Raw genomic sequence first — 20,736 nt, 5'->3', positions numbered from 1 at the left:
CGACCCACCATGGTTTTGCGCGCAGTTGTGCGCCGCCGCAACATTTACTCCAGCTAAATCGTCCGATTCACGCCAGTAACATCGCGCCCCGGCCAGTGCTTGGGTACAATTCGACGCTAATTTGATCGAGTATCAGGAACACTTACATGATCGCTTGCCTGCGGCTGTTCACTGCCCTCTGCCTCGCTGCCCTGTTGGCGGCTTGCGCCAGCTCCCCTTCCTCCAGCCTTGGCGAACTTCCACGGACCCCGGATGCCAGCATCGAGCAACTGCTCGAACAGGCTAGCCAGGCGAAAACCCCGGAAAAAGCCGCCCTGCTGCGCCTGAGTGCTGCGGATCTGGCTTACCGTCAGGGTAACGCCGGCCAGTCTGCGCAGATCCTGCAACAAGTGCCGATGGAGCAACTGAAGCCAGGCCAGCAGATTTTCGCCAGCACGCTGAATGCTGAGCTGGCCATGACCCGCAATCAGCCGAAAGCTGCGCTGACGGCCCTGAGCCATCCAAGCCTGCAACATTTGGGTGAGATGCCTGAAGAGCAGCAAGTGCGCACCGGCACCGTTCACGCCCGCGCCCTTGAAGCCGATGGCCAGACTCTGGCTGCCGCCCGCGAGCGCGTGTTTATCGCTCCGATGCTGCAAGGCGAAGCCGCGAGCAAGAACCACGAAGCGATCTGGACCCTGATCGGCTCGCTGCCAACTGATCAACTGCAACCGAACAGCACCGACGATCTCGGCGGCTGGATGGGCCTGGCCATGGCGGTAAAATCCGCGGGCACCCTGGAACAGCAGCAAGCCGCGATCGACACCTGGCGTGCGCAGAATCCAAAACACCCGGCTGCGATCAACCTGCCGCTGCCGCTGACCAAGCTCAAGGAACTGGCCAGCCAGCCGCTGAGCAAAATCGCCCTGCTGCTGCCGCAGGACGGTCAATTGGCTGCCGTCGGCAAGGCACTGCGTGAAGGCTTCATGGCCGCGCACTACCAGGCTCAACAGGCTGGACAGAAGCCACCAGCGATCGAGTTCTACGACAGCTCGAAGCTGACCTCGATGGACGAGTTCTACCGCAAGGCTCAGGCTGATGGCGTGCAACTGGTCGTCGGCCCGCTGGAAAAACCACTGGTCAAACAACTGAGCACCCGCCCGCAACTGCCGATCACCACCCTCGCCCTGAACTATAGCGAAGGCGATCAAGGTCCTGCGCAACTGTTCCAGTTCGGTCTGGCCGCGGAAGACGAAGCCCGCGAAGTCTCGCGCCGCGCCCGTGCCGATGGCCTGCACCGCGCCGCCATTATGGTGCCGAAAGGCGAATGGGGCGACCGCGTACTGCGTGCGTTCAGCCAGGACTGGCAGGCTAACGGCGGCAGCATCGTAGCCACTGAACGCGTTGATCAGCCGGTGCAACTGGCTCAGCAGATCGCTGACATGTTCCAGCTGCGTCAGAGCGAAGCCCGCGCCAAGAGCCTGCAAAATGCCGCCGGCACTAACGTCGCAGCGCAGCCGTCGCGTCGTCAGGACATCGAGTTCATCTTCCTTGCTGCCACGCCACAACAGGCGCAGCAGATCAAGCCGACCCTGAATTTCCAGTACGCCGGAGACGTTCCGGTTTACGCGACCTCGCACGTTTACAGCGCCAGTGGCGACGTCAACCAGTACAACGACATGAACGGCATTCGCTTCTGCGAAACCCCATGGCTGCTGGACAGCAGTGACCCATTGCGTCAGCAAGTGGTTGCGCAGTGGCCGCAAGCCGCCGGCAGCCTCGGCCGCCTGTACGCGATGGGTGTCGATGCCTATCGCTTGGCTCCGCGCCTGGGCCAGCTCAAAGCGCTGCCGGACAGCCGCATCGACGGTGAGTCGGGCAGCCTCGGCATGACCCAGACCCAACGCGTCGTGCGTCAATTGCCTTGGGCACAGTTCGTCAGCGGCCAGGTGCAGCGCCTGCCGGACACCCCGCGCTGATGCCCGACAGGTCACGCTCGCAAAGCGGTAAGGATGCCGAGCGCCAGGCGCTCGAGCATCTGCAACAACACGGTCTGCGCCTGCTGGCGCAGAACTGGTTATGCAAACGCGGCGAGCTTGATCTGGTCATGCTTGATGGCGATACAGTAGTATTCGTTGAAGTTCGCTACAGAAAAAACACTCAATGGGGTGGCGCGCTCGCTAGCATCGATGGGCGCAAGCAGCAGAAACTGATTTTCGCTGCACAGTATTTTCTTCAGCGCGAGTCGCGTTGGGCCAATTCCCCTTGCCGCTTCGACGTGGTGGCTATCGACAGCCATCCGGATCAGCTGAACTGGTTGCAGAATGCTTTCGACAGTTGATCGCAGGCGTTGCGACCCGGACAATCCCACCGACAAATTTTGCTCTTTGCTTTGCGGGCTGCACATTCATGTGCCGGACAGCCGCGCTACTTAAGGTCACACAGATGGACATGCAATCCCGAATTCGCCAGCTTTTCCAGGCCAGTATCGACACCAAGCAACAGGCGATGGACGTACTTGCACCGCACATCGAGCAAGCCAGCCAGATCATGGTCAACGCCCTGCTCAACGAAGGCAAAATGCTTTCGTGCGGCAATGGCGGCTCAGCCGGCGATGCCCAGCACTTCTCCTCCGAGTTGCTCAACCGCTTCGAGCGCGAGCGTCCGAGCCTGCCAGCTATCGCCCTGACCACCGATACCTCGACGATCACTTCGATCGCCAATGACTACAGCTACAACGAAGTGTTCTCCAAACAGATCCGCGCGCTCGGTCAGCCAGGCGATGTCCTGCTGGCTATTTCGACCAGCGGCAACTCGGCGAACATTATTCAAGCGATCCAGGCCGCACATGATCGCGAAATGATTGTCGTAGCTATGACCGGACGCGATGGCGGCGGCATGGCGTCGCTGCTGCTGCCCGAAGACGTCGAGATTCGCGTACCGGCCAATGTCACCGCACGTATTCAAGAAGTCCACTTGCTGGCGATCCATTGCCTTTGCGATCTGATCGACAGCCAACTGTTCGGGAGTGAAGAATGACCCCTAATCGCCTTGGCCTTCTGGCCTTGACCCTGTGCCTCGGCATCAGCGGCTGCACCTCGGTGGTGAACGCCAGCCGTGAAGCACCGATCGACGACGACCGTGGCACGCGCACCTTCGGTAGCAAGATCGACGACTCGTTGATCGAAACCAAAGTCGGTGTGAACGTGGCCAAGGCCGACCCGGCCCTGGACAACGATTCGCACATCGTCGTCACCAGTTTCAACGGTGTTGTCTTGCTGGCCGGTCAAACCCCTCGCGCAGACTTGAAAGCCAAGGCTGAGCAGGCAGCAGCCGCCGTGCAACGGGTAAAAACCGTTCACAACGAACTGCAGGTCATACCGCCGTCCGGCTTCCTGGCTCGCCAGAACGACACCTGGCTGACCTCCAAGATCAAGACCCAGATGCTCACCGACGCCAGCATCCCTGGCTCGCGCATCAAGGTCGTGACCGAGAACGGTATTGTCTATCTGCTGGGCCTGCTGACCAAACAGGAAGCCACCCAGGCGACCAATCTGGTTCAGGGCGTTTCCGGCGTGCAGAAGATCGTCAAACTCTTCGAATACATCGACTGACACAGAACCCTGTGTAGGAGCTGCCGAAGGCTGCGATCTTTTGATCTTGCTTTAAAGATCAGGATCAAAAGATCGCAGCCTTCGGCAGCTCCTACAGTTTTGAGATGTGTATGCAGATTTGAGATGTATGTGAAGTTTTGAGATGCGCATAAAAAAGGCGATCCATCCGGATCGCCTTTTTTTATTTCACCACTTTCAAACTAGGCCGGCCGCTAGGGCGCGGCGGCTCGCTGTCCGGTGGTGGCAAGTCGTCATCCGACTCGATCTCTTCCTCGTCATCCATCGGCGACTCGAGATCGAACACCATGCCCTGACCGTTCTCCCGGGCGTAGATCCCCAGGATCGCGCTGATCGGCACGTACAAGCTGTGCGGGACACCACCGAAGCGACCTTCGAAGGTCACCACGTCGTTGTCCATGTGCAGATGACGCACGGCACTTGGCGAGATGTTCAGGACAATCTGCCCGTCACTGGCGAAACCCTGCGGCACCTGCACCGCCGGGTATTCGGAATTGACCAGCATGTGCGGGGTGCAATCGTTATCAACAATCCACTCGTAGAGCGCGCGGACCAGATAAGGTCGACTGGAGTTCATAGCGGCTCCTTAAGCCTTAGCGCATATCGCGTTCGACACCAGACAGACTCGCCTGGAAAGCCTCACGCGCAAACGAGCGCTCCATATAATCAAGCAACGGCTTGGCTGGCCGCGGCAGTTCAATACCCAGAATCGGCAAACGCCAGAGTATTGGCAATAGGCAGCAATCCACCAGACTTTGTTCCTCACTGAGGAAAAACGGCTTGTCGGCAAACAGCGGCGACACGCCCGTCAGGCTTTCACGCAATTCCTTGCGCGCCACGACACGCGCGGCCTCCTTGGACTTGGGATCCAGAATCAGATCCACCAGACCACACCAGTCGCGCTGAATACGATGAATCAGCAGGCGGCTGTTGGCACGCGCCACCGGGTAAACCGGCATCAACGGCGGGTGCGGGTAACGCTCATCCAGATATTCCATCACCACGGTCGACTCCCACAACGCCAGGTCACGATCGACCAGCGTCGGCAGACTGCCGTAAGGGTTGACCTCAATCAGTTTAGGCGGCTGGCGACCAGCTTCCACATAAATGATCTCGGCGCTGACACCCTTCTCTGCAAGCACAATGCGCACTCGGTGGGAATAGTGGTCGGCGGGGTCGGAGTAACAGGCCAACCGATTGGTCACGCCCATGGCGATCCTCCTCGCTTGTTGAATTTGTCGGAACCGGAAAAACGCGCGCGCCCAGAGGGCGCCTCCCGCAACGCTTGGCGAACCAGACGTTGCGTTATTGGAGGCGCCCTTGGGCGCGCGCGATTAACAGCAATGCTTGAAGCGTATCAGTGCACGTCTTTCCAGTATTCACGCTTGAGCAGGTAGGCGAACACAAAGAAGAACGCCAGGTACAGCAAGACATAAGTACCGATGCGCTGATGTTGCAGCTTAACCGGGTTAGCCGAGTAAGCCAGGAAGGTTACCAGATTCTTGACCTTCTCATCGAACTGCTCTTCGTTCAGAGCACCGGATTTCGGCACGATGGTCAGTTGATCGCACGCTTCATGCGTCAGAGGCGTGCCGGTCAACGGATCATATTGCTTCTTGCCGTCTTCGACGATCTGCACCTGTTTGCAGCCCACGACCTGGCGACCTTGCAGGCCGACCAGCACGTTAGGCATGCCGACGTTCGGGAAGACCTTGTTGTTTACACCCCAAGGACGTGCCGGATCTTCGTAGAACGAGCGCAGGTAACCGTAAAGCCAGTCAGTACCACGCACGCGCGCCACCAGGGTCAGATCCGGTGGTGCCGCGCCGAACCAGGTCTTGGCGTCCGCCGGCTGCATGCCGATGTTCATGTGATCGCCGATCTTGGCGCCGGTGAACACCAGCTTCTCCAGCATCATTTCGTGAGGAATGCCCAGATCATCGGCAACCCGCTCGTAACGCTGGAACTTGGCACTGTGGCAACCCATGCAATAGTTGGCAAAAGTACGTGCGCCATCCTGCAGGGCGGCCTTGTCGGAAACGTCGATGTCGACTTTCTCCAGCTCAGGACCTCCGTGCTCAGCAGCGAAAGACAGGACAGGCAAAGCAGCAAAAATCAGAGCGAAAAATAACTTTTTCATCAGCCAGTCACCCTTTCCGGAACCGGTTTGGTCTTCTCGAGCCTGGTGTAGAACGGCATCAGAATGAAGTAGGCGAAGTACAGGAAGGTGCAGACCTGCGACAGCAAGGTTCGCTCCGGCGTCGGCGCAAGAACACCGAGAATGCCCAGAATCACGAACGAAATGCAGAACACCAGCAGCCAGATTTTGCTCATCCAGCCCTTATAGCGCATCGATTTGACCGGACTGCGGTCCAGCCATGGCAGCACGAACAGCACCGCAATCGCCGCGCCCATGGCAATCACACCCATGAGTTTGTCGGGGATCGCCCGCAAGATTGCGTAGAACGGCGTGAAGTACCAGACCGGGGCAATGTGCTCTGGTGTCTTGAACGGGTTAGCCTGCTCGAAGTTTGGTTTTTCGAGGAAGTAGCCGCCCATTTCCGGGAAGAAGAACACAATAAAACAGAAGATAAACAGGAACACCACGACACCGACTATGTCTTTCACGGTGTAGTACGGGTGGAAGGCAATGCCGTCCAGCGGGATGCCGTTTTCGTCTTTGTGCTTCTTGATGTCGACGCCGTCCGGGTTATTCGAGCCTACTTCGTGCAAGGCCAGAATGTGCAGCACGACCAGACCGAGAATCACGATTGGCAGAGCCACCACATGCAAGGCGAAGAAGCGGTTCAGGGTGATCCCGGAGATCAGGTAGTCACCACGAATCCACTGCGTCAGGTCGTTTCCGATCACCGGAATCGCACCGAACAGCGAGATGATCACCTGGGCACCCCAGTAGGACATCTGACCCCAAGGCAGCAGATAACCCATGAAGGCTTCGGCCATCAGCGCCAGGTAAATCAGCATGCCGAAGACCCAGACCAGCTCGCGCGGTTTCTGGTACGAACCGTAGAGCAGGCCACGGAACATGTGCAGATAAACCACGATGAAAAACGCCGAAGCGCCGGTCGAGTGCAGCAGACGCAGGATCGAGCCGTACTCGACGTCGCGCATGATGTATTCAACGGAAGCGAAGGCTTCTTCTGCCGACGGCGTGTAACTCATCGTCAGCCAGACACCGGTAACGATCTGATTCACCAGCACCAGCAGCGCCAGGGAGCCGAAGAAATAGAAGAAGTTGAAGTTTTTTGGAGCGTAATACTTGCTGAGATGGTCTTCCCACATTTTGGTCGCGGGAAAGCGCGCATCAACCCAATCCATGAACTTGCTCATCACGCTTTCTCCGTATCGACGCCAATGACAATCAGGTCATCGGTCTCATAGGAATGCGGGGGAACTGGCAGGTTCAAAGGCGCAGGTTGCGACTTGTAGACGCGGCCAGCCAGATCGTAGTGGGAACCGTGGCAAGGGCAGAAATAGCCACCGACCCAGTCTTTACCGAGATCCGCAGGTGCCACTTCGGGACGGAAGGTTGGTGAGCAACCCAGGTGTGTGCAGATCCCGATCAGCAGCAGAATTTCCGGCTTGATCGAGCGCACTTCAGGGTCGACATAGGTGGGTTGCGTGGAGTTTTTGGAGGTTGGATCGGAGAGCTGGCCCTCGATCTTCTTGAGATTCCCCAGGATTTCCTCGGTACGGCGGACAATGAACACCGGCTGGCCGCGCCATTCAGCAATCATCTGCTGTCCTGGCTCGATTTTGCTGACATTCACTTTCACCGGTGCACCGGCGGCTTTCGCCTTGGCACTGGGAAACCATGACCCCACGAACGGGACCGCAGCCCCCACCGCTCCTGCAGCACCCACCACGGATGTGGCTGCTACCAAGAAGCGACGCCGGCCTGCATTCACGCCGTCATTGCTCATTCAGTCCTCTCCCATCAGCTTTTGTGGCCTGTTAAATCAGGCGTCTACTAAATAAATCAATGTTACTTATAAAAATTTTGCCGAGATGGTAATGAAAAGCCCCAATTCTGACAAGGGAATTACCCCGAGCTCTTACCCTCAAGCCTTGCAGTATAGGGGGTCTACGGAAGTGGCAAGTTGTCGCAGCGCAATTCTTTGATAAATCACAGGCATAAAAAAACGCCCGCTTCCGTGAGGAGGCGGGCGTTCTTTTTGAACGCGGAAGCGGAATTAACGCTTCGAGTACTGCGGACGCTTACGCGCTTTACGCAGACCAACTTTCTTACGTTCAACTTCACGGGCGTCGCGAGTAACGAAGCCAGCTTTGCGCAGAGCGCCACGCAGGGTTTCGTCGTAGTCCATCAGAGCGCGAGTGATGCCGTGGCGGATTGCGCCAGCTTGACCACTTACACCACCACCGATCACGGTGACGTAGATATCGAACTTCTCGACAGTCTCGGTCAGCTCCAGCGGCTGACGAACTACCATGCGGGCAGTTTCGCGGCCGAAGAAGTTATCCAGCGAACGGTTGTTGATGGAGATGTTACCAGTACCCGGACGCAGGAAAACGCGTGCGGTTGCGGTCTTGCGACGGCCAGTGCCGTAATTTTGAGTCGCCGACATAATGTACTATTCCGTTAAAACTTCAGTTCTTGGGGCTGCTGAGCAGTATGTGGGTGTGCAGCGCCCGCATAGACTTTCAGCTTACGGTACATGTCGCGACCCAGTGGGTTTTTAGGCAGCATGCCTTTAACCGCGGTCTCGATCACGCGCTCAGGGGCTTTAGCGATCAGCTTTTCAAAGTTGATCGACTTGATGCCGCCCGGGAAACCGGAGTGGGAGTAGTACATTTTGTCAGTGGTTTTAGCACCGGTAACACGAATCTGCTCAGCGTTGATTACGACGATGTAGTCGCCGGTGTCAACGTGAGGAGTGTACTCAGGCTTGTGCTTGCCACGCAGACGGCTCGCGATTTCGGTGGCCAGACGACCCAGGGTCTGACCAGCAGCGTCGACGACAAACCAGTCGCGCTTTACTGTTTCCGGTTTAGCAGTAAAAGTTTTCATTCTTTATAGCCTCAGGGGCCGCCCTGTAAATTAGACGGCGGATCTTACTGAATAGTGCGTACTTTGACAAGTCAAAGGCAGCCGGATACAGACGCTTTCGGGGGCTCGGGTCGGCGCGTCCGTTCAACGGCAAGATTCTTCGGCGGCGGCGCATCACTTCCACTGCAGAAAGAGGTCGGCAATTATGCAGATTGCGAAAAATATTTCAACCTGCTTTTATGATTGTTTTGCCCAAGGAGCACCCGATGGACTATCGCCAGCTAGGCCGTACCGACCTGAACGTGAGTGCAATCTGCCTCGGCACCATGACCTGGGGCGAGCAAAACACTGAAGCTGAAGCCTTCGCGCAGATCGAAAGGGCCAAGGAAGCCGGGATCAATTTCATCGACACCGCCGAGATGTATCCGGTGCCGCCGAAAGCCGAAACCTACGCCACCACCGAGCGCTACATCGGCAATTACTTCAAAAGTCGCGGTGATCGCGCCGACTGGATTCTCGCCAGCAAGATCGCCGGCCCGGGCAACACCATTGACTACATCCGCGACAAAAACCTGCGCCACAACCGCCAGCACATCACCGCAGCGGTGGACGCCAGCCTCGAGCGCCTGCAGACCGATTACATCGACCTGTACCAATTGCACTGGCCGGAACGCAGCACCAACTTTTTCGGACAGCTGGGCTACAAACACAAGATCGAAGCCAACCTGACGCCGCTCGAAGACACCCTCGAAGCGCTCGACGAACAGGTGAAGGCCGGCAAGATCCGCCACATCGGCCTGTCCAACGAAACGCCGTGGGGCACCATGCGTTTTCTGGCATTGGCTGAGGCCCGTGGCTGGCCGCGTGCGGTGTCGATTCAAAACCCGTACAACCTGCTCAACCGCAGCTTTGAAGTCGGTCTGGCAGAAATCGCCATTCGCGAGCAATGCGGTCTGCTGGCCTATTCGCCGCTGGCGTTTGGTTTTCTGTCAGGCAAGTACGAAGGTGGCGCCCGGCCGCCGAAAGGTCGTCTGAGCCTCTACAGTCGCTTCAGCCGCTATTTCAACGCGCAGTCGGAAGCAGCGTGCAGCCGCTATGTGGCGCTGGCCCGTGAGCACGGTCTGGATCCTGCGCAGATGGCGCTGGCGTTTGTCACGCAGCAACCGTTCGTCACCAGCAACATCATTGGTGCGACGACGCTTGAGCAACTGGACAGCAACATTGCCAGTTTTGATCTGAAGCTTTCCGACGAAGTGCTGGCAGGGATCGAAGCGATTCACAAGGATCATCCGAATCCTGCGCCTTGATTGAACGCTAAAAGCTTCGCGAGCAGGCTCGCTCCCACAGGCACGGTGATCCCCTGTGGGAGCGAGCCTGCTCGCGAAGAGGCCGATCAGATCATCACCAAAGCGGAACGCGGAGCGTCCCCGGCGGCATTCCCACGCAGAGCGTGGGAACGATCATCAAAGCGAACGCGCAATGATCTCCTTCATGATTTCATTGGTGCCGGCATAAATCCGTTGCACCCGCGCATCCGCCCACGCCCGGGCTACCGGGTATTCCCACATGAAACCGTAGCCGCCATGCAACTGCACGCATTCGTCGAGTACCTTGCATTGCAGATCGGTGCCCCAGTATTTGGCCATCGCCGCTGTCGGCACATCCAGCTTGCCTTGCAGATGCAGCTCCAGACATTTATCGACGAACACTCGACCGATCTGGATTTCAGTCGCCATCTCCGCCAGCTTGAAGCGGGTGTTCTGGAAGTCGGCAATCGCCTTGCCAAAGGCCTTGCGATCACGGGTGTAATCAAGCGTCCATTGCAACGCCGCTTCAGCTGAAGCCAGGCCACCAATCGCTACCGTCAGACGCTCTTGCGGCAACTCCTGCATCAGATAAGCAAACCCTGCCCCAGCCTGCCCCAGCAGGTTTTCCTTCGGCACGCGCACATCCTGAAAGAACAATTCCGAGGTGTCCTGCGCCTTCATGCCGACCTTCTCCAGGCGCTTGCCCTTGTCGAAGCCCGGCGTATTCGCTTCCACCAGAAACAGGCTGGTGCCCTTGGCGCCGGCCTTCGGATCGGTCTTCGCGACTACGATCACCAAGTCCGCCAGAAAGCCGTTGGTGATAAAGGTTTTCGAACCGTTGATCACATATTCGTCACCGTCCAGCACGGCCGTGGTCTTCACGCCTTGCAGATCGGAACCGGCGCCCGGCTCGGTCATCGCGATAGCAGTGACCATCTCGCCCGAAACCAGTTTCGGCAGGTATTTGTGCTTCAGCGCTTCGCTGCCGTAATGCAGGATGTACGGCGCGACAATGTCCGAATGCAGCGAGAAACCGATGCCGGTCAGGCCCAGTCGACCGACCTCCTCGATCACCACCGCGCTGTAAAGAAAGTCCGCTCCCAGCCCGCCATACTCTTCCGGCAGGTGCGAGCAGAGCATCCCCGCCTCCCCTGCCTTGTTCCAGAGTTTGCGGTCGATATAGCCTTGCTTCTCCCATTGCGCATGAAACGGCACGGCCTCTTTTTCGAGGAAAGTGCGGACGCTGTCGCGAAACAATTCGTGCTCGGGGCTAAACAAGGTTCTGGGGATCATGCGGCACCTTTCTTTGTTGTTGGAGGGAGATGACCTTCAGAGACTAAGCCTCCCCTCTGACACAGGACACTGGACACATCCGACAAAAAATAAGACGATCCAGCCGTCTGGTGACCACTTTCCCTTATAAAAACAAAACAAAAGTTGAATTATGTCCAAGCAAGTCTCCACGCCCTTGCGGCGCGTCAGCATCCTGGCAATCGACCGGGTTTTCGCTTCCACTCTCATGCAAGCCAAGGATTTCTTCCATCTGGCCAGCCTGCGTTATGGCAAACAACTGGGCCACGGCCTGACACCGGCGTTTGAAACACGCCTGGTCAGCCCCGACGGCAAACCGGTGAACAGCTTCAGTGACGTGGTAATGCCGGTCGATGGTGGCCTGGAAAACGCCGATGTCATTATCCTCCCGGCGTTCTGGGACGATTTCGGCACGCTGTGCGGCCGTTATCCCCAAGTGTTGCCCTGGCTGCGTGAACAGCACGCCCGTGGCGCGGTGTTGTGCGGCGAAGCCACCGGGGTGTTCTGGCTGGCCGAGGCCGGCCTGCTCAACGGCAAGGAAGCGACCACTTACTGGCGCTTCTTCAATGCCTTCGCCGAGCGGTTTCCCAAGGTCTATCTCAATCAGGACAAGCACCTGACCGATGCCGACAACCTGTACTGCGCCGGCGGCACCACCTCAGCCTGCGATCTCTACATTTACTTGATCGAGCGCTTTTGCGGGGCCAACGTCGCGCAAGCCGTGGCCCGCGACATTCTCTATGAGGTGCAGCGCAGCTATGCGCCGGGACGCATCGGTTTTGGCGGGCAGAAACTGCATCAGGACGTAATCATCCTGCAGATTCAGCATTGGCTCGAAGAGCATTTCGCCGACAAGTTCCGCTTCGAAGACGTGGCCCGCGAGCATGGCATGAGCATCCGCAATTTCATGCGACGCTTCCAGACGGCCACCGGTGACAAGCCACTGCATTACTTGCAACGGCTGCGTATCGAGACCGCCAAGGGTTTGCTGTCCGGGAGCCGCAAGAGCATCAAAACCATCAGTTATGAAGTCGGTTACGACGACGCGAGCTTCTTTGCGCGGCTGTTCCGTCAGCACACTGAACTGTCGCCGAACCAGTATCGGCAGCAGTTTCAGCAGGCGGCGTAGCCCTCTGCCCATACACAACCCCATGTAGGAGTGAGCCTGCTCGCGATTGCGTCCGTCCATGCAGCATTTATGTGACTGATCCACCGCTATCGCGAGCAGGCTCACTCCTACAGGGTATTGCGGTGAATTCTGGACATAAAAAAGGGCCTGCAATTGCAGGCCCTTTTTTGTTTCGCGATTCTGTTTAAGGCTTGTGCGCCCGCGACAGGAATTCGTGCGATTGCATCTCCAGCAGACGGCTCAGCGTGCGCTGGAATTCGAAATTCAAGCGGCCGCCGGTGTACAGATCCTTCAGCTCGACTTCAGCGGAGATGATCAGCTTGACGTTGCGGTCATAGAACTCGTCAACCATGTTGATGAAACGGCGGGCGATGTCATCGGTGGTGACGCTCATCTGCTCGACACCGCTGAGCAGCACGGCGTGGAAAATCTTGCCCAGTTCGATGTAGTCGTTCTGGCTACGTGGGCCGTCGCACAGTTCGCGGAAGTCGAACCAGGCCACGTCGTCACACGTGCGCAGCGCACGGATCTCGCGGTTTTCGATCATCAACACGTCGTTCTCGACCGCTGCGGTGCACTCTGGCGTCAGAGCCTTGAAGCTCTTGCGCAGGCTTTCGTGAGCGGCTTCGTCGAGCGGATAGTGGAACAGCTCCGCTTGTTCGAGGTGACGCAGACGGTAGTCGACACCGCTGTCGACGTTGACGATCTCGGTGTTCTGCTTGATCAGGGCGATGGCTGGCAGGAAGCGCGCACGTTGCAGGCCGTCCTTGTACAGACCGTCCGGCACGATGTTCGAGGTCGCGACCAGGGTCACGCCATTCTTGAACAACTCTTCCATCAGCGTGCCGAGGATCATCGCGTCGGTGATGTCGGAGACGAAGAATTCATCGAAGCAGATCACCCGCGACTCGGTCGCGAAGCGCTTGGCGATGATGGTCAGCGGGTTTTTCTCGCCGCCGAGGGTTTTCATCTCTTCGTGCACACGCTTCATGAAGCGGTGAAAGTGGGTGCGGGTCTTTTCCTTGAACGGCAGCGCTTCGAAGAAGGTGTCGACCAGATAAGTTTTGCCGCGACCTACGCCGCCCCAGAAATACAGGCCCTTGACCGGCGTCTGATCTTTTTTGCCGAACAGTTTGCTCAGCAGACCCGGTTTGTTCTGATCGGCGGCGATCAGATCCTCGTACAGACGCTGCAGATGACGCACAGCAGTTTCCTGCGCGGCGTCATGGAAGAAGTCCGGGCGTTTCAGATCAGCTTGGTATCGTTCTAGGGGCGTCATAATTCGTTAGCAAGGCAACAAAAACGGGCCGTCACTGTAGCGACGGCCCGTGGGAATGGCAATCGGCCCTTGGTCGGACCGTGCCGCCGATTAGTCCTGAACCGGGGTCAGCGCGACGCGCAAAGCCTCGATGGCCGCGTCCCGCGCCGCAGCGTCGGCGAATGCCGGGCTGTCGCCAACGCACTCGCCTTCCAGCCACACGCTGAAGCTCAGGTCTTCGCTGCGCACGTCCAGCGGCTGGCCGGATTGCAGTTGCTTGGTCACCTGCCCGGCGGTTTTGCCGTCGGCGAAGTTGCGCGACAACAGCAGTTGCTCGCCATCGGCCGCCAGCAGACGGAAACGGAAGCTGCCGTCGTCTTCGCGGAAACTGACGAAACGTGCGGCTTTTGCGGCTTTCTTCTTGGTCGTCGCGGCAACCTGAACCTGATTGACGAAGGAACGCAGGCCAACGGCTTCGCGCAGTTCGTTGAGGAACGGCGTTGCCACGGCACGGGCTTTCTTGGCGCCGATCTGCAGAATGTCTTCCAGATCCGCCGGGCGCTCGATCAACTGGTGATACTTGTCGCGCGCGTCGCCGAGATCGTTGTCGAGCAACTGGAACAGACGGTTCTTCGCCTCGCCCCAACCCAGACCGCCGAGCAATTCGCTGCGGAATTCGTCAGCCTGCGCTGGCGTGGCAAAGGCCTGGAACAGGGTGAACAGGTGCGAGTTGTCAGGATCCTTGGCTTCGCCTGGCGCTTTGGAGTCGGTGACGATGCGGGAGATCGCGTCCTTCATCTCTTTGGCGCTGGAGAACAACGGGATGGTGTTGTCGTAGCTCTTCGACATCTTGCGACCGTCGAGGCCCGGCAACGTCGCTACGCTTTCTTCGATCAGCGCTTCAGGCATGGTGAAGAATTCTTTGCCCTGACCGAACAGGTGGTTGAAGCGCTGACCGATGTCGCGGGCCATTTCCACGTGCTGGATCTGGTCACGACCGACCGGTACTTTGTGCGCATTGAACATCAGGATGTCCGCCGCCATCAGCACCGGGTAGCTGTAGAGGCCCATGGTGATGCCGGCGTCCGGGTCTTCACCGGTTTCGATGTTCTTGTCCACCGACGCCTTGTAAGCGTGCGCACGGTTGAGCAGGCCCTTGGCGGCAACGCAGGTCAGCAGCCAGGTCAGCTCAGGGATTTCCGGAATGTCGGACTGACGGTAGAACGTCACGCGGTCGACATCGAGGCCACCGGCCAGCCAGGTCGCGGCGATTTCCAGACGCGAGCGCTGGATGCGCAGCGGGTCATCGCATTTGATCAGGGCGTGGTAGTCGGCCAGGAAGTAGAACGAATCGGCATTGCTGTCGCGGCTGGCGAGGATCGCCGGGCGGATGGCGCCGGCGTAGTTGCCCAGGTGCGGCGTGCCGGTGGTGGTGATGCCGGTGAGGATACGGGTACGGTTCGTCATGGGTAATCGCTTGTCAGACTGCAATCAATTCGAGAGACGCGGCAGGATCAGATCCTTGAGATCGGTCAGCTTGCCATGAAAAAAGTGTCCGCATTCTGCCACTTTCAGCAGCTCATGGGGGCGCTGGAGTTTTTCCGACCAGTCGTAAACCAGTTGCGGATCGATGACTTCGTCGGTTTCCGGCTGGATCACGGTGAGTTCGCCGTGCCGGGGCAGTTGATCCTGCTCGCCCAGACGCATCACTGCCGGCGCGACCATGAACAGGTGCTTGAGCTGCACGCCTTGGGCTTCGAGACGACCGCCGAGACTTGCTGCAACAAATCCGCCGAAGGAAAAACCGAACAGGGTCAGCGGCAGATCCGGGTGTTTTTCTCGCAGCCATGCAGCGGCAGCCTGAGCATCGTCGACCTCGCCGGTGCCCATGTCGTGCGAACCTTCGCTGGCACCAACGCCACGATAGTTGAAGCGCAAGGTGATCAGGCCCGCATCGCGCGCGGTGCGCTGCAGGGTCGAGACGACCTTGTTGAGCATGGTGCCGCCCTGCACCGGGTTCGGATGGCAGATCAGCGCGATGCCGATTGGCTGCTCGTTATCCAGGTACAGAGACTCAAGTTGACCCACCGGGCCGTCAATCACTACAGGGGTTTCACGCATCAGCAAGGAAGGAACTCCGTGACCTCGAATCAGGTCGACTCGTCTAGCAAATTGTCTGTGCCAATCTATTGCGAGTGAATCGCGGTATACAGCGCAGGTTCGAGCCGTTAACGTAAAGCAAAGCCGTTTATAGAGGAAGGACTCGTGGAACACTCGCTCTTAGTTTGGTTGTTACCGACTCTTGCCCTGGTTGTGGGTGTCGCCATTGGATTCCTGATCGCGCGCGTTGCGCCGAACGCCGCGCCGAGCCGTACGCAGCGTCAACTGGATGATATCCAGGAGCGTTTCGACAGTTATCAAAACGAGGTGGTCACCCACTTCAACAGCACCGCGATGCTGGTCAAGAAGCTGACCCAGAGCTATCAGGAAGTGCAGGATCATCTCGCCGAGGGCGCCAATCGTCTGGCCCTGGACGAGCAGACCCGCCAGCGCCTGATCGCCGCCCTGCACGCTGATGCGGCAGTCGCACCACGTGAACGCCTGACGCCACCGCGCGATCAGGAGCCACCACGTGATTACGCACCGAAGACCCCGAACTCACCGGGCATGCTCGATGAGCATTATGGTTTGAAGAAGTAATCAGCCTTCGCTGACAAACAAAAAGCCCCCGGACAGCGATGTGTCCGGGGGCTTTTTTGTATCCGATGATTTGTGCCTGATTGTTATGCCCCCTTCGCGAGCAAGCTCGCTCCCACAGGGTTAGGTGTGGAACACAACTTTTGTGTACATCATCAATTCCTGTGGGAGTGAGCCTGCTCGCCATGAGGCCATAACAGGCCAGACAAAAAAATGTCCGATCACTGGACCGGGCATTTTTTCATTCAGGCTAGCGCTTACGGATACTGCTGAACCGTACCCGGCTGCTGTTGCTGCTGACCACCATACTGCTGACCCGGGATCGCCTTCAGGTTGACTTCAACCCGACGGTTCTGCGCCCGGCCATTCACATCACCGTTGCTGGCAATCGGGTTATCCGGACCGGCGCCACGGGCCGAGAGGTTGGCACCGCTGACACCTTGCGAGGTCAGATAGGTCGCCACGCTCTGCGCACGACGCTGCGACAGGTCCATGTTGTGCTGGCGGCTGCCGGTGCTGTCGGTGTAGCCAACAATTTCGATCTGGTTCTGGTTGAATTCTTTCAACGAGTTGGCCAGGTTGTTCAGCGGCTGGTAGAAGCTGGAAGCGATGTTCGCCGAGTCGGTAGCGAAGGTGATATTGCCCGGCATGATCAGCTTGATCTGATCGCCCTGACGCTGCACTTCAACACCGGTGTTGGCCATACTCGCGCGCAGTTTCTTTTCCTGCTGGTCGGCGTAGTAACCGTAACCGGCTGCGGAGGCACCCACCACAGCCGCACCGATCAGGGCACCTTTGCCGCGGTTGTTGTGGTCGATGGCGGCACCGGCGAGCGCACCGGCCAGAGCACCGAGGCCACCGTACTTGGCGGTTTTGCTCATGCCTTGCGAGCCACCGTCAGCCTGGCCCTGATTGTCATACGGGTTAGGCGAGGCACAGCCGGACAGCAAGGCCACGGCAGTAGCGACAATAATCAAACGACGCTTGGTGAACATGGAGAGCTCCTGGTTTTTCGCATTCTGTGGTGCAGCGGCCACTGGGTTAATGGACCTGCGCGGGCGTTTGATCATGACAATGCACAAAAATTCCGCCGGGCACTCGTGACAAAATATTTAGGCGCGCACAAACGGGTTTTCGCGCATCTCGTCCCCCAGACGCGTATCCGGCCCATGTCCGGTCACCACGATTGCGTCCTCGTCCAAGGTATATAGCCGCTGTTTGATCGAACGCACGATGGTCGCCTGATCGCCGCCCCACAAATCCGTACGCCCTACGCCGCGACGAAACAACGTGTCGCCGGCAATCAACAGCTTAGCCTCGGAAAACCAAAAGCTCATGGAACCGGGTGTATGACCTGGCGTATGCAGCGCCACGCCGCAGCCGCAGGCCAGTTCTTCGTCGTCGCTCAGCCAGCGATCCGGTGACGGCACGGGCACATACGGCACACCGAACATCTGGCATTGCATTTCCAGGTTGTCCCACAGGAATTGATCTTCCTTGTGCAGGTGCAGGGTCGCGCCGGTTTTTTCCTTCATTTGCCCGGAAGCGAGAAAGTGATCCAGATGCGCGTGGGTGTGAATGATGCTGACGACTTTCAGGCCCAGCGCATCAAGGCGCGCCATGATCAGATCAGGGTTGCCGCCGGGGTCGACGACGATGGCTTTCTTGGTCAACGGGTCGCCAATGATGGTGCAGTTGCACTGCAAAGGGCCGACGGGGAAGGTTTCGCGGATCAAGGCGGGAGCTGAAACAGTCATGTCGAAATCCTGAATCGGTAAACGGACAAGCGTGGCAAGCGCAGATAGTTTGACTCAGGATTCTACGTCACCCGCCGACACATGGGTTCGTGGGTCACGGGGATGACGCCACCAATCGGAAAATACTGGCCAAGTGATGTCACTCGTAACGTTTCTGATGCAAAATCGCGCACTTGTAGCGGTCGCATTCGGGAAGGGCCGCATAGCACTCAGGAAAATCGCATGCCGAGCCCAACCGGAATTACCTTCAGCCTTTCGTCCAAATTGACAGGCGTCAATGCGCTCGACAGCTTGCTTTCAGGAACCTATTGGGCAGGCGTGAATTGGCCATTCGATGGCCCGACCCAACTGACCTACAGCTTTATCGAACCAGGCACTTCGTACTTCGCCACCAACTACAGTGCCGATAACGAATACAACGCCATCTACAAGCTGTCCGACAGTCAGAAAAGCGGCATCATCAATGCGCTGGCCACCTGGAGCGCCGTCGCCAACATCACCTTTACCCAGACTACCGACGATATCTCCAACGTTGGCGATCTGCGGTTCGGTGGTTATGGCTTGATGGGCAACGAGGCAGCTGCCTGGGCGTACACCCCCTCCAGTGTCCCGCGCGGCGGTGACGTATGGATCGGTGATCCGACTACCGAGTACGCCACCAAGGGTACTTATGACTACATGACCTTCATCCACGAAATAGGTCATGCACTGGGCCTCAAGCATCCATTTTCCGGAACCTTGGGGAACCCGACGATCCTCAACCCGGCACTGGACGACGTCCAGTTCACGGTCATGAGCTACAACAACTCCTACTCCTATCAACCCATGACGCCGATGGTGCTGGACATCCTCGCCATACAGGCGTTGTACGGCGCCAACATGAGTTGGCAGACTGGCGACAACGTCTACAAGTGGAAAGCTTACGAACCGGTCTTCGAAACCATCTGGGACGCTGGCGGCAACGACACGATCGATGCCAGCTCTCAGGCCGCGAAGGTCGATATCAACCTCAATGAAGGCACCTACAGCACCATCGGGTTGCCCAATCTCACCGGTGGCTCTGTCTTCAACAGCGGCCTGGGCATCGCCTATGGCGCCAAGATCGAAAATGCCATCGGTTCGAATTTCAACGACATCCTGCGCGGCAACGACCTGGACAACGTTCTCGACGGTGGCACAGGTGTCGACACGATGTACGGCGGTGCCGGCAACGACACCTACTACGTCGACAACCGGGATGACCGGATCTACGAAACCGGTACCTCGGCCAGTGAGGTCGATTCGGTTTTCTCCACGACCAGCTATAGCCTCTACATCAACACCAACGTCGAAAACCTCACACTGCTGACCAATGCCAGCATCAATGGCTATGGCAACGACGGAAAAAACGTCATCACCGGTAATGCCGGCAATAACCTGCTCGACGGTTATGGTGGCGCCGACACGCTGATTGGCGGGACCGGTAACGACATCTATGTGGTCGACAACGCCGGCGACATCATTCTCGAGAGCAGCACCCTGGCCAGCGAGATCGACACTGTGCGCGCCTCGGTAAGCTGGGGCCTGGGCAACAATCTGGAAAACCTCGAACTCCTCGGCAGTGGCAACGTCAACGCCACGGGTAACAGCCTTGACAACGTTCTGACCGGCAACGCCAGTGATAACGTACTCGATGGCCTGGCGGGCCTGGATACCCTGATCGGCGGCGCCGGTAACGATGCCTATATCATCGACCAGGCCGGCGAACTGGACCTGGCCAAAGAAAATGCGAACGAAGGCAATGACACGCTGATCCTCAATTACAGCGTGCAGAGCAACACCCTCATCAATTTGAACAGCAGCGCGCTGGGCAACTTTGAAAACGTCACCGTGAACGGTAACGGGGCGTTCGACATCCAGGGCAACGCCCGGGACAACGTGCTGACCGGCAATGCATTTGCCAACACCCTGACGGGCGGCGCAGGCAATGACACCTACGTGATCAACGGTCTGGAAGATACGCTGGTTGAACTGGCCTACGATGGCCGCGACCAGGTACGCAGTTATGTCACCTATACGCTGGGTGCCAACCTGGAAGACGGTCAACTGCTGGGCGATGCCGCCATCAATCTCAGCGGCAACGAACTCAATAACGTGCTGACAGGCAATACCGGCGACAACATCCTCGACGGGGGCGTGGGTGCCGACACCCTGATCGGTGGCGATGGCAACGACATCTACATGGTCGACAATTCCGCCGACGTCGTCGTCGAAGGCTGGACCAACGATTATGACCAGGTCTACTCATCGGCCAACTTCACGCTCGACGTTAACCTCGAAGCCCTTTTCCTCATGGATTCGAGTGACCTGAACGGTACAGGCAACTACAGCGATAACCGCATTACCGGCAACATCGGCAACAACATACTTGATGGTGGTTACGGCGCGGACACGCTGATCGGTGGCGTGGGCAACGACACCTATATCGTCGACGATGCCAGCGATCTGGTCGTGGAGCTGGCCAACGAGGGCTACGATGTCGTCCGGTCTTCGGTGAGTTACGCACTGAGCGCGAACATTGAGGATGCTTCGCTACTCGGCAATGCCGCAATCAACCTCGAAGGCAACGACCTCAACAACGTCCTGACAGGCAACGGC

Annotated in this window: 21 protein-coding genes; 8 read left to right on the top strand and 13 right to left on the bottom strand. The window is 58.1% G+C overall.

Features of this window, described 5'->3' with window-relative positions:
- Positions 1-146 precede the first annotated feature (146 nt).
- The 4 genes from ACM6JQ_RS01515 to ACM6JQ_RS01500 all read left to right on the top strand — a co-directional run bounded on the left by ACM6JQ_RS01515 (position 147) and on the right by ACM6JQ_RS01500 (position 3,593).
- Complete coding sequence (locus tag ACM6JQ_RS01515) at positions 147-1,958, top strand: penicillin-binding protein activator (protein WP_007917016.1); 1,812 nt, start codon at positions 147-149, stop codon at positions 1,956-1,958.
- A complete protein-coding gene (locus ACM6JQ_RS01510) occupies positions 1,958-2,320 on the top strand; it encodes a YraN family protein (RefSeq protein WP_007917019.1) in 363 nt (120 codons plus the stop codon). Before ACM6JQ_RS01515 ends, ACM6JQ_RS01510 begins: the two co-directional genes overlap by 1 nt.
- Positions 2,321-2,424: 104 nt before the next feature.
- A complete protein-coding gene (locus ACM6JQ_RS01505) occupies positions 2,425-3,018 on the top strand; it encodes a phosphoheptose isomerase (protein WP_007917022.1) in 594 nt (197 codons plus the stop codon).
- A complete protein-coding gene (locus ACM6JQ_RS01500) occupies positions 3,015-3,593 on the top strand; it encodes a BON domain-containing protein (protein ID WP_007917023.1) in 579 nt (192 codons plus the stop codon). The genes ACM6JQ_RS01505 and ACM6JQ_RS01500 overlap by 4 nt, the downstream gene beginning before the upstream one ends.
- Before the next feature lie 181 nt (positions 3,594-3,774).
- On the opposite strand, the gene ACM6JQ_RS01495 is transcribed toward ACM6JQ_RS01500, so the two are convergent.
- From ACM6JQ_RS01495 to rplM, 7 genes are all read right to left on the bottom strand, one after another.
- Positions 3,775-4,188: a ClpXP protease specificity-enhancing factor gene (locus tag ACM6JQ_RS01495; protein ID WP_007917024.1), complete on the bottom strand. Its 414-nt coding sequence runs from the start codon at positions 4,186-4,188 to the stop codon at positions 3,775-3,777.
- Between the two features lie 16 nt (positions 4,189-4,204).
- A complete protein-coding gene (locus tag ACM6JQ_RS01490) occupies positions 4,205-4,822 on the bottom strand; it encodes a glutathione S-transferase N-terminal domain-containing protein (protein WP_007917025.1) in 618 nt (205 codons plus the stop codon).
- Between the two features lie 146 nt (positions 4,823-4,968).
- The gene (locus ACM6JQ_RS01485) at positions 4,969-5,751 is read right to left on the bottom strand and encodes a cytochrome c1 (protein ID WP_007917027.1); all 783 of its coding nucleotides are present in this window, start codon (positions 5,749-5,751) and stop codon (positions 4,969-4,971) included.
- Positions 5,751-6,962, bottom strand: coding sequence for a cytochrome b (locus tag ACM6JQ_RS01480; RefSeq protein WP_007917029.1), 1,212 nt, complete (start codon positions 6,960-6,962; stop codon positions 5,751-5,753). Before ACM6JQ_RS01480 ends, ACM6JQ_RS01485 begins: the two co-directional genes overlap by 1 nt.
- Positions 6,962-7,555: a ubiquinol-cytochrome c reductase iron-sulfur subunit gene (gene petA / locus ACM6JQ_RS01475; RefSeq protein WP_007917031.1), complete on the bottom strand. Its 594-nt coding sequence runs from the start codon at positions 7,553-7,555 to the stop codon at positions 6,962-6,964. The genes ACM6JQ_RS01480 and petA overlap by 1 nt, the downstream gene beginning before the upstream one ends.
- 270 nt (positions 7,556-7,825) lie before the next feature.
- Positions 7,826-8,218, bottom strand: a complete 393-nt coding sequence (gene rpsI, locus ACM6JQ_RS01470) for a 30S ribosomal protein S9 (RefSeq protein ID WP_003205364.1) — start codon at positions 8,216-8,218, stop codon at positions 7,826-7,828.
- Between the two features lie 14 nt (positions 8,219-8,232).
- The gene (rplM, locus tag ACM6JQ_RS01465; RefSeq protein WP_007917032.1) at positions 8,233-8,661 is read right to left on the bottom strand and encodes a 50S ribosomal protein L13; all 429 of its coding nucleotides are present in this window, start codon (positions 8,659-8,661) and stop codon (positions 8,233-8,235) included.
- 245 nt (positions 8,662-8,906) lie between these two features.
- Between rplM and ACM6JQ_RS01460 the strand changes: the two genes are divergently transcribed.
- Positions 8,907-9,947 (top strand): NADP(H)-dependent aldo-keto reductase, encoded by a 1,041-nt coding sequence (locus ACM6JQ_RS01460; RefSeq protein WP_007917033.1) that lies wholly within the window; start codon positions 8,907-8,909, stop codon positions 9,945-9,947.
- Positions 9,948-10,103: 156 nt separating this feature from the next.
- Here the strand turns inward: ACM6JQ_RS01460 and ACM6JQ_RS01455 are convergent, their stop codons facing one another.
- Positions 10,104-11,240, bottom strand: a complete 1,137-nt coding sequence (locus ACM6JQ_RS01455) for an acyl-CoA dehydrogenase family protein (RefSeq protein WP_095112414.1) — start codon at positions 11,238-11,240, stop codon at positions 10,104-10,106.
- A gap of 250 nt (positions 11,241-11,490) precedes the next feature.
- On the opposite strand from ACM6JQ_RS01455, the gene ACM6JQ_RS01450 reads away from it, so the two are divergent.
- Complete coding sequence (locus ACM6JQ_RS01450; protein ID WP_414893179.1) at positions 11,491-12,387, top strand: GlxA family transcriptional regulator; 897 nt, start codon at positions 11,491-11,493, stop codon at positions 12,385-12,387.
- A 184-nt stretch (positions 12,388-12,571) separates the two neighbouring features.
- On the opposite strand, the gene zapE is transcribed toward ACM6JQ_RS01450, so the two are convergent.
- The 3 genes from zapE to ACM6JQ_RS01435 all read right to left on the bottom strand — a co-directional run bounded on the left by zapE (position 12,572) and on the right by ACM6JQ_RS01435 (position 15,766).
- Entirely contained in the window at positions 12,572-13,666 is a 1,095-nt protein-coding gene (zapE, locus tag ACM6JQ_RS01445) for a cell division protein ZapE (protein WP_034156483.1), read from the bottom strand.
- Positions 13,667-13,756: 90 nt separating this feature from the next.
- Positions 13,757-15,112 carry a tryptophan--tRNA ligase gene (locus ACM6JQ_RS01440; protein ID WP_123376560.1) on the bottom strand — a complete coding sequence of 452 codons (1,356 nt, stop codon included), beginning with the start codon at positions 15,110-15,112 and terminating at the stop codon, positions 13,757-13,759.
- 24 nt (positions 15,113-15,136) lie between these two features.
- The gene (locus ACM6JQ_RS01435) at positions 15,137-15,766 is read right to left on the bottom strand and encodes an alpha/beta hydrolase (protein WP_414893116.1); all 630 of its coding nucleotides are present in this window, start codon (positions 15,764-15,766) and stop codon (positions 15,137-15,139) included.
- 144 nt (positions 15,767-15,910) lie between these two features.
- On the opposite strand from ACM6JQ_RS01435, the gene ACM6JQ_RS01430 reads away from it, so the two are divergent.
- Positions 15,911-16,345: a YhcB family protein gene (locus ACM6JQ_RS01430; protein WP_007917055.1), complete on the top strand. Its 435-nt coding sequence runs from the start codon at positions 15,911-15,913 to the stop codon at positions 16,343-16,345.
- Between the two features lie 254 nt (positions 16,346-16,599).
- Here the strand turns inward: ACM6JQ_RS01430 and ACM6JQ_RS01425 are convergent, their stop codons facing one another.
- Positions 16,600-17,337, bottom strand: coding sequence for an OmpA family lipoprotein (locus tag ACM6JQ_RS01425; protein ID WP_007917058.1), 738 nt, complete (start codon positions 17,335-17,337; stop codon positions 16,600-16,602).
- Between the two features lie 117 nt (positions 17,338-17,454).
- Positions 17,455-18,099 (bottom strand): MBL fold metallo-hydrolase, encoded by a 645-nt coding sequence (locus tag ACM6JQ_RS01420; RefSeq protein WP_095112416.1) that lies wholly within the window; start codon positions 18,097-18,099, stop codon positions 17,455-17,457.
- Positions 18,100-18,417: 318 nt separating this feature from the next.
- Between ACM6JQ_RS01420 and ACM6JQ_RS01415 the strand changes: the two genes are divergently transcribed.
- A partial coding sequence (locus ACM6JQ_RS01415) for a M10 family metallopeptidase C-terminal domain-containing protein (protein ID WP_414893115.1) occupies positions 18,418-20,736 on the top strand: 2,319 nt, incomplete at its 3' end.

Origin of the sequence: Pseudomonas sp. IT-232MI5 (assembly GCF_949767845.1) — a bacterium.
Classification (GTDB): domain Bacteria; phylum Pseudomonadota; class Gammaproteobacteria; order Pseudomonadales; family Pseudomonadaceae; genus Aquipseudomonas.
The sequence above is the reverse complement of the archived record's forward strand: the minus strand, read 5'-3'. Positions and strand labels throughout refer to the sequence as shown.

Coding starts and splice junctions, on each gene's coding strand:
- ACM6JQ_RS01435 (WP_414893116.1), bottom strand. CDS start 15,766: ATGCGTGAAACCCCTGTAGTGATTGACGGCCCGGTGGGTCAACTTGAG.
- ACM6JQ_RS01490 (WP_007917025.1), bottom strand. CDS start 4,822: ATGGGCGTGACCAATCGGTTGGCCTGTTACTCCGACCCCGCCGACCAC.
- ACM6JQ_RS01500 (WP_007917023.1), top strand. CDS start 3,015: ATGACCCCTAATCGCCTTGGCCTTCTGGCCTTGACCCTGTGCCTCGGC.
- ACM6JQ_RS01510 (WP_007917019.1), top strand. CDS start 1,958: ATGCCCGACAGGTCACGCTCGCAAAGCGGTAAGGATGCCGAGCGCCAG.
- ACM6JQ_RS01505 (WP_007917022.1), top strand. CDS start 2,425: ATGGACATGCAATCCCGAATTCGCCAGCTTTTCCAGGCCAGTATCGAC.
- ACM6JQ_RS01420 (WP_095112416.1), bottom strand. CDS start 18,099: ATGACTGTTTCAGCTCCCGCCTTGATCCGCGAAACCTTCCCCGTCGGC.
- rpsI (WP_003205364.1), bottom strand. CDS start 8,218: ATGTCGGCGACTCAAAATTACGGCACTGGCCGTCGCAAGACCGCAACC.
- ACM6JQ_RS01485 (WP_007917027.1), bottom strand. CDS start 5,751: ATGAAAAAGTTATTTTTCGCTCTGATTTTTGCTGCTTTGCCTGTCCTG.
- ACM6JQ_RS01455 (WP_095112414.1), bottom strand. CDS start 11,240: ATGATCCCCAGAACCTTGTTTAGCCCCGAGCACGAATTGTTTCGCGAC.
- ACM6JQ_RS01480 (WP_007917029.1), bottom strand. CDS start 6,962: ATGAGCAAGTTCATGGATTGGGTTGATGCGCGCTTTCCCGCGACCAAA.
- ACM6JQ_RS01495 (WP_007917024.1), bottom strand. CDS start 4,188: ATGAACTCCAGTCGACCTTATCTGGTCCGCGCGCTCTACGAGTGGATT.
- ACM6JQ_RS01425 (WP_007917058.1), bottom strand. CDS start 17,337: ATGTTCACCAAGCGTCGTTTGATTATTGTCGCTACTGCCGTGGCCTTG.
- ACM6JQ_RS01515 (WP_007917016.1), top strand. CDS start 147: ATGATCGCTTGCCTGCGGCTGTTCACTGCCCTCTGCCTCGCTGCCCTG.
- zapE (WP_034156483.1), bottom strand. CDS start 13,666: ATGACGCCCCTAGAACGATACCAAGCTGATCTGAAACGCCCGGACTTC.
- ACM6JQ_RS01440 (WP_123376560.1), bottom strand. CDS start 15,112: ATGACGAACCGTACCCGTATCCTCACCGGCATCACCACCACCGGCACG.
- petA (WP_007917031.1), bottom strand. CDS start 7,555: ATGAGCAATGACGGCGTGAATGCAGGCCGGCGTCGCTTCTTGGTAGCA.
- rplM (WP_007917032.1), bottom strand. CDS start 8,661: ATGAAAACTTTTACTGCTAAACCGGAAACAGTAAAGCGCGACTGGTTT.
- ACM6JQ_RS01460 (WP_007917033.1), top strand. CDS start 8,907: ATGGACTATCGCCAGCTAGGCCGTACCGACCTGAACGTGAGTGCAATC.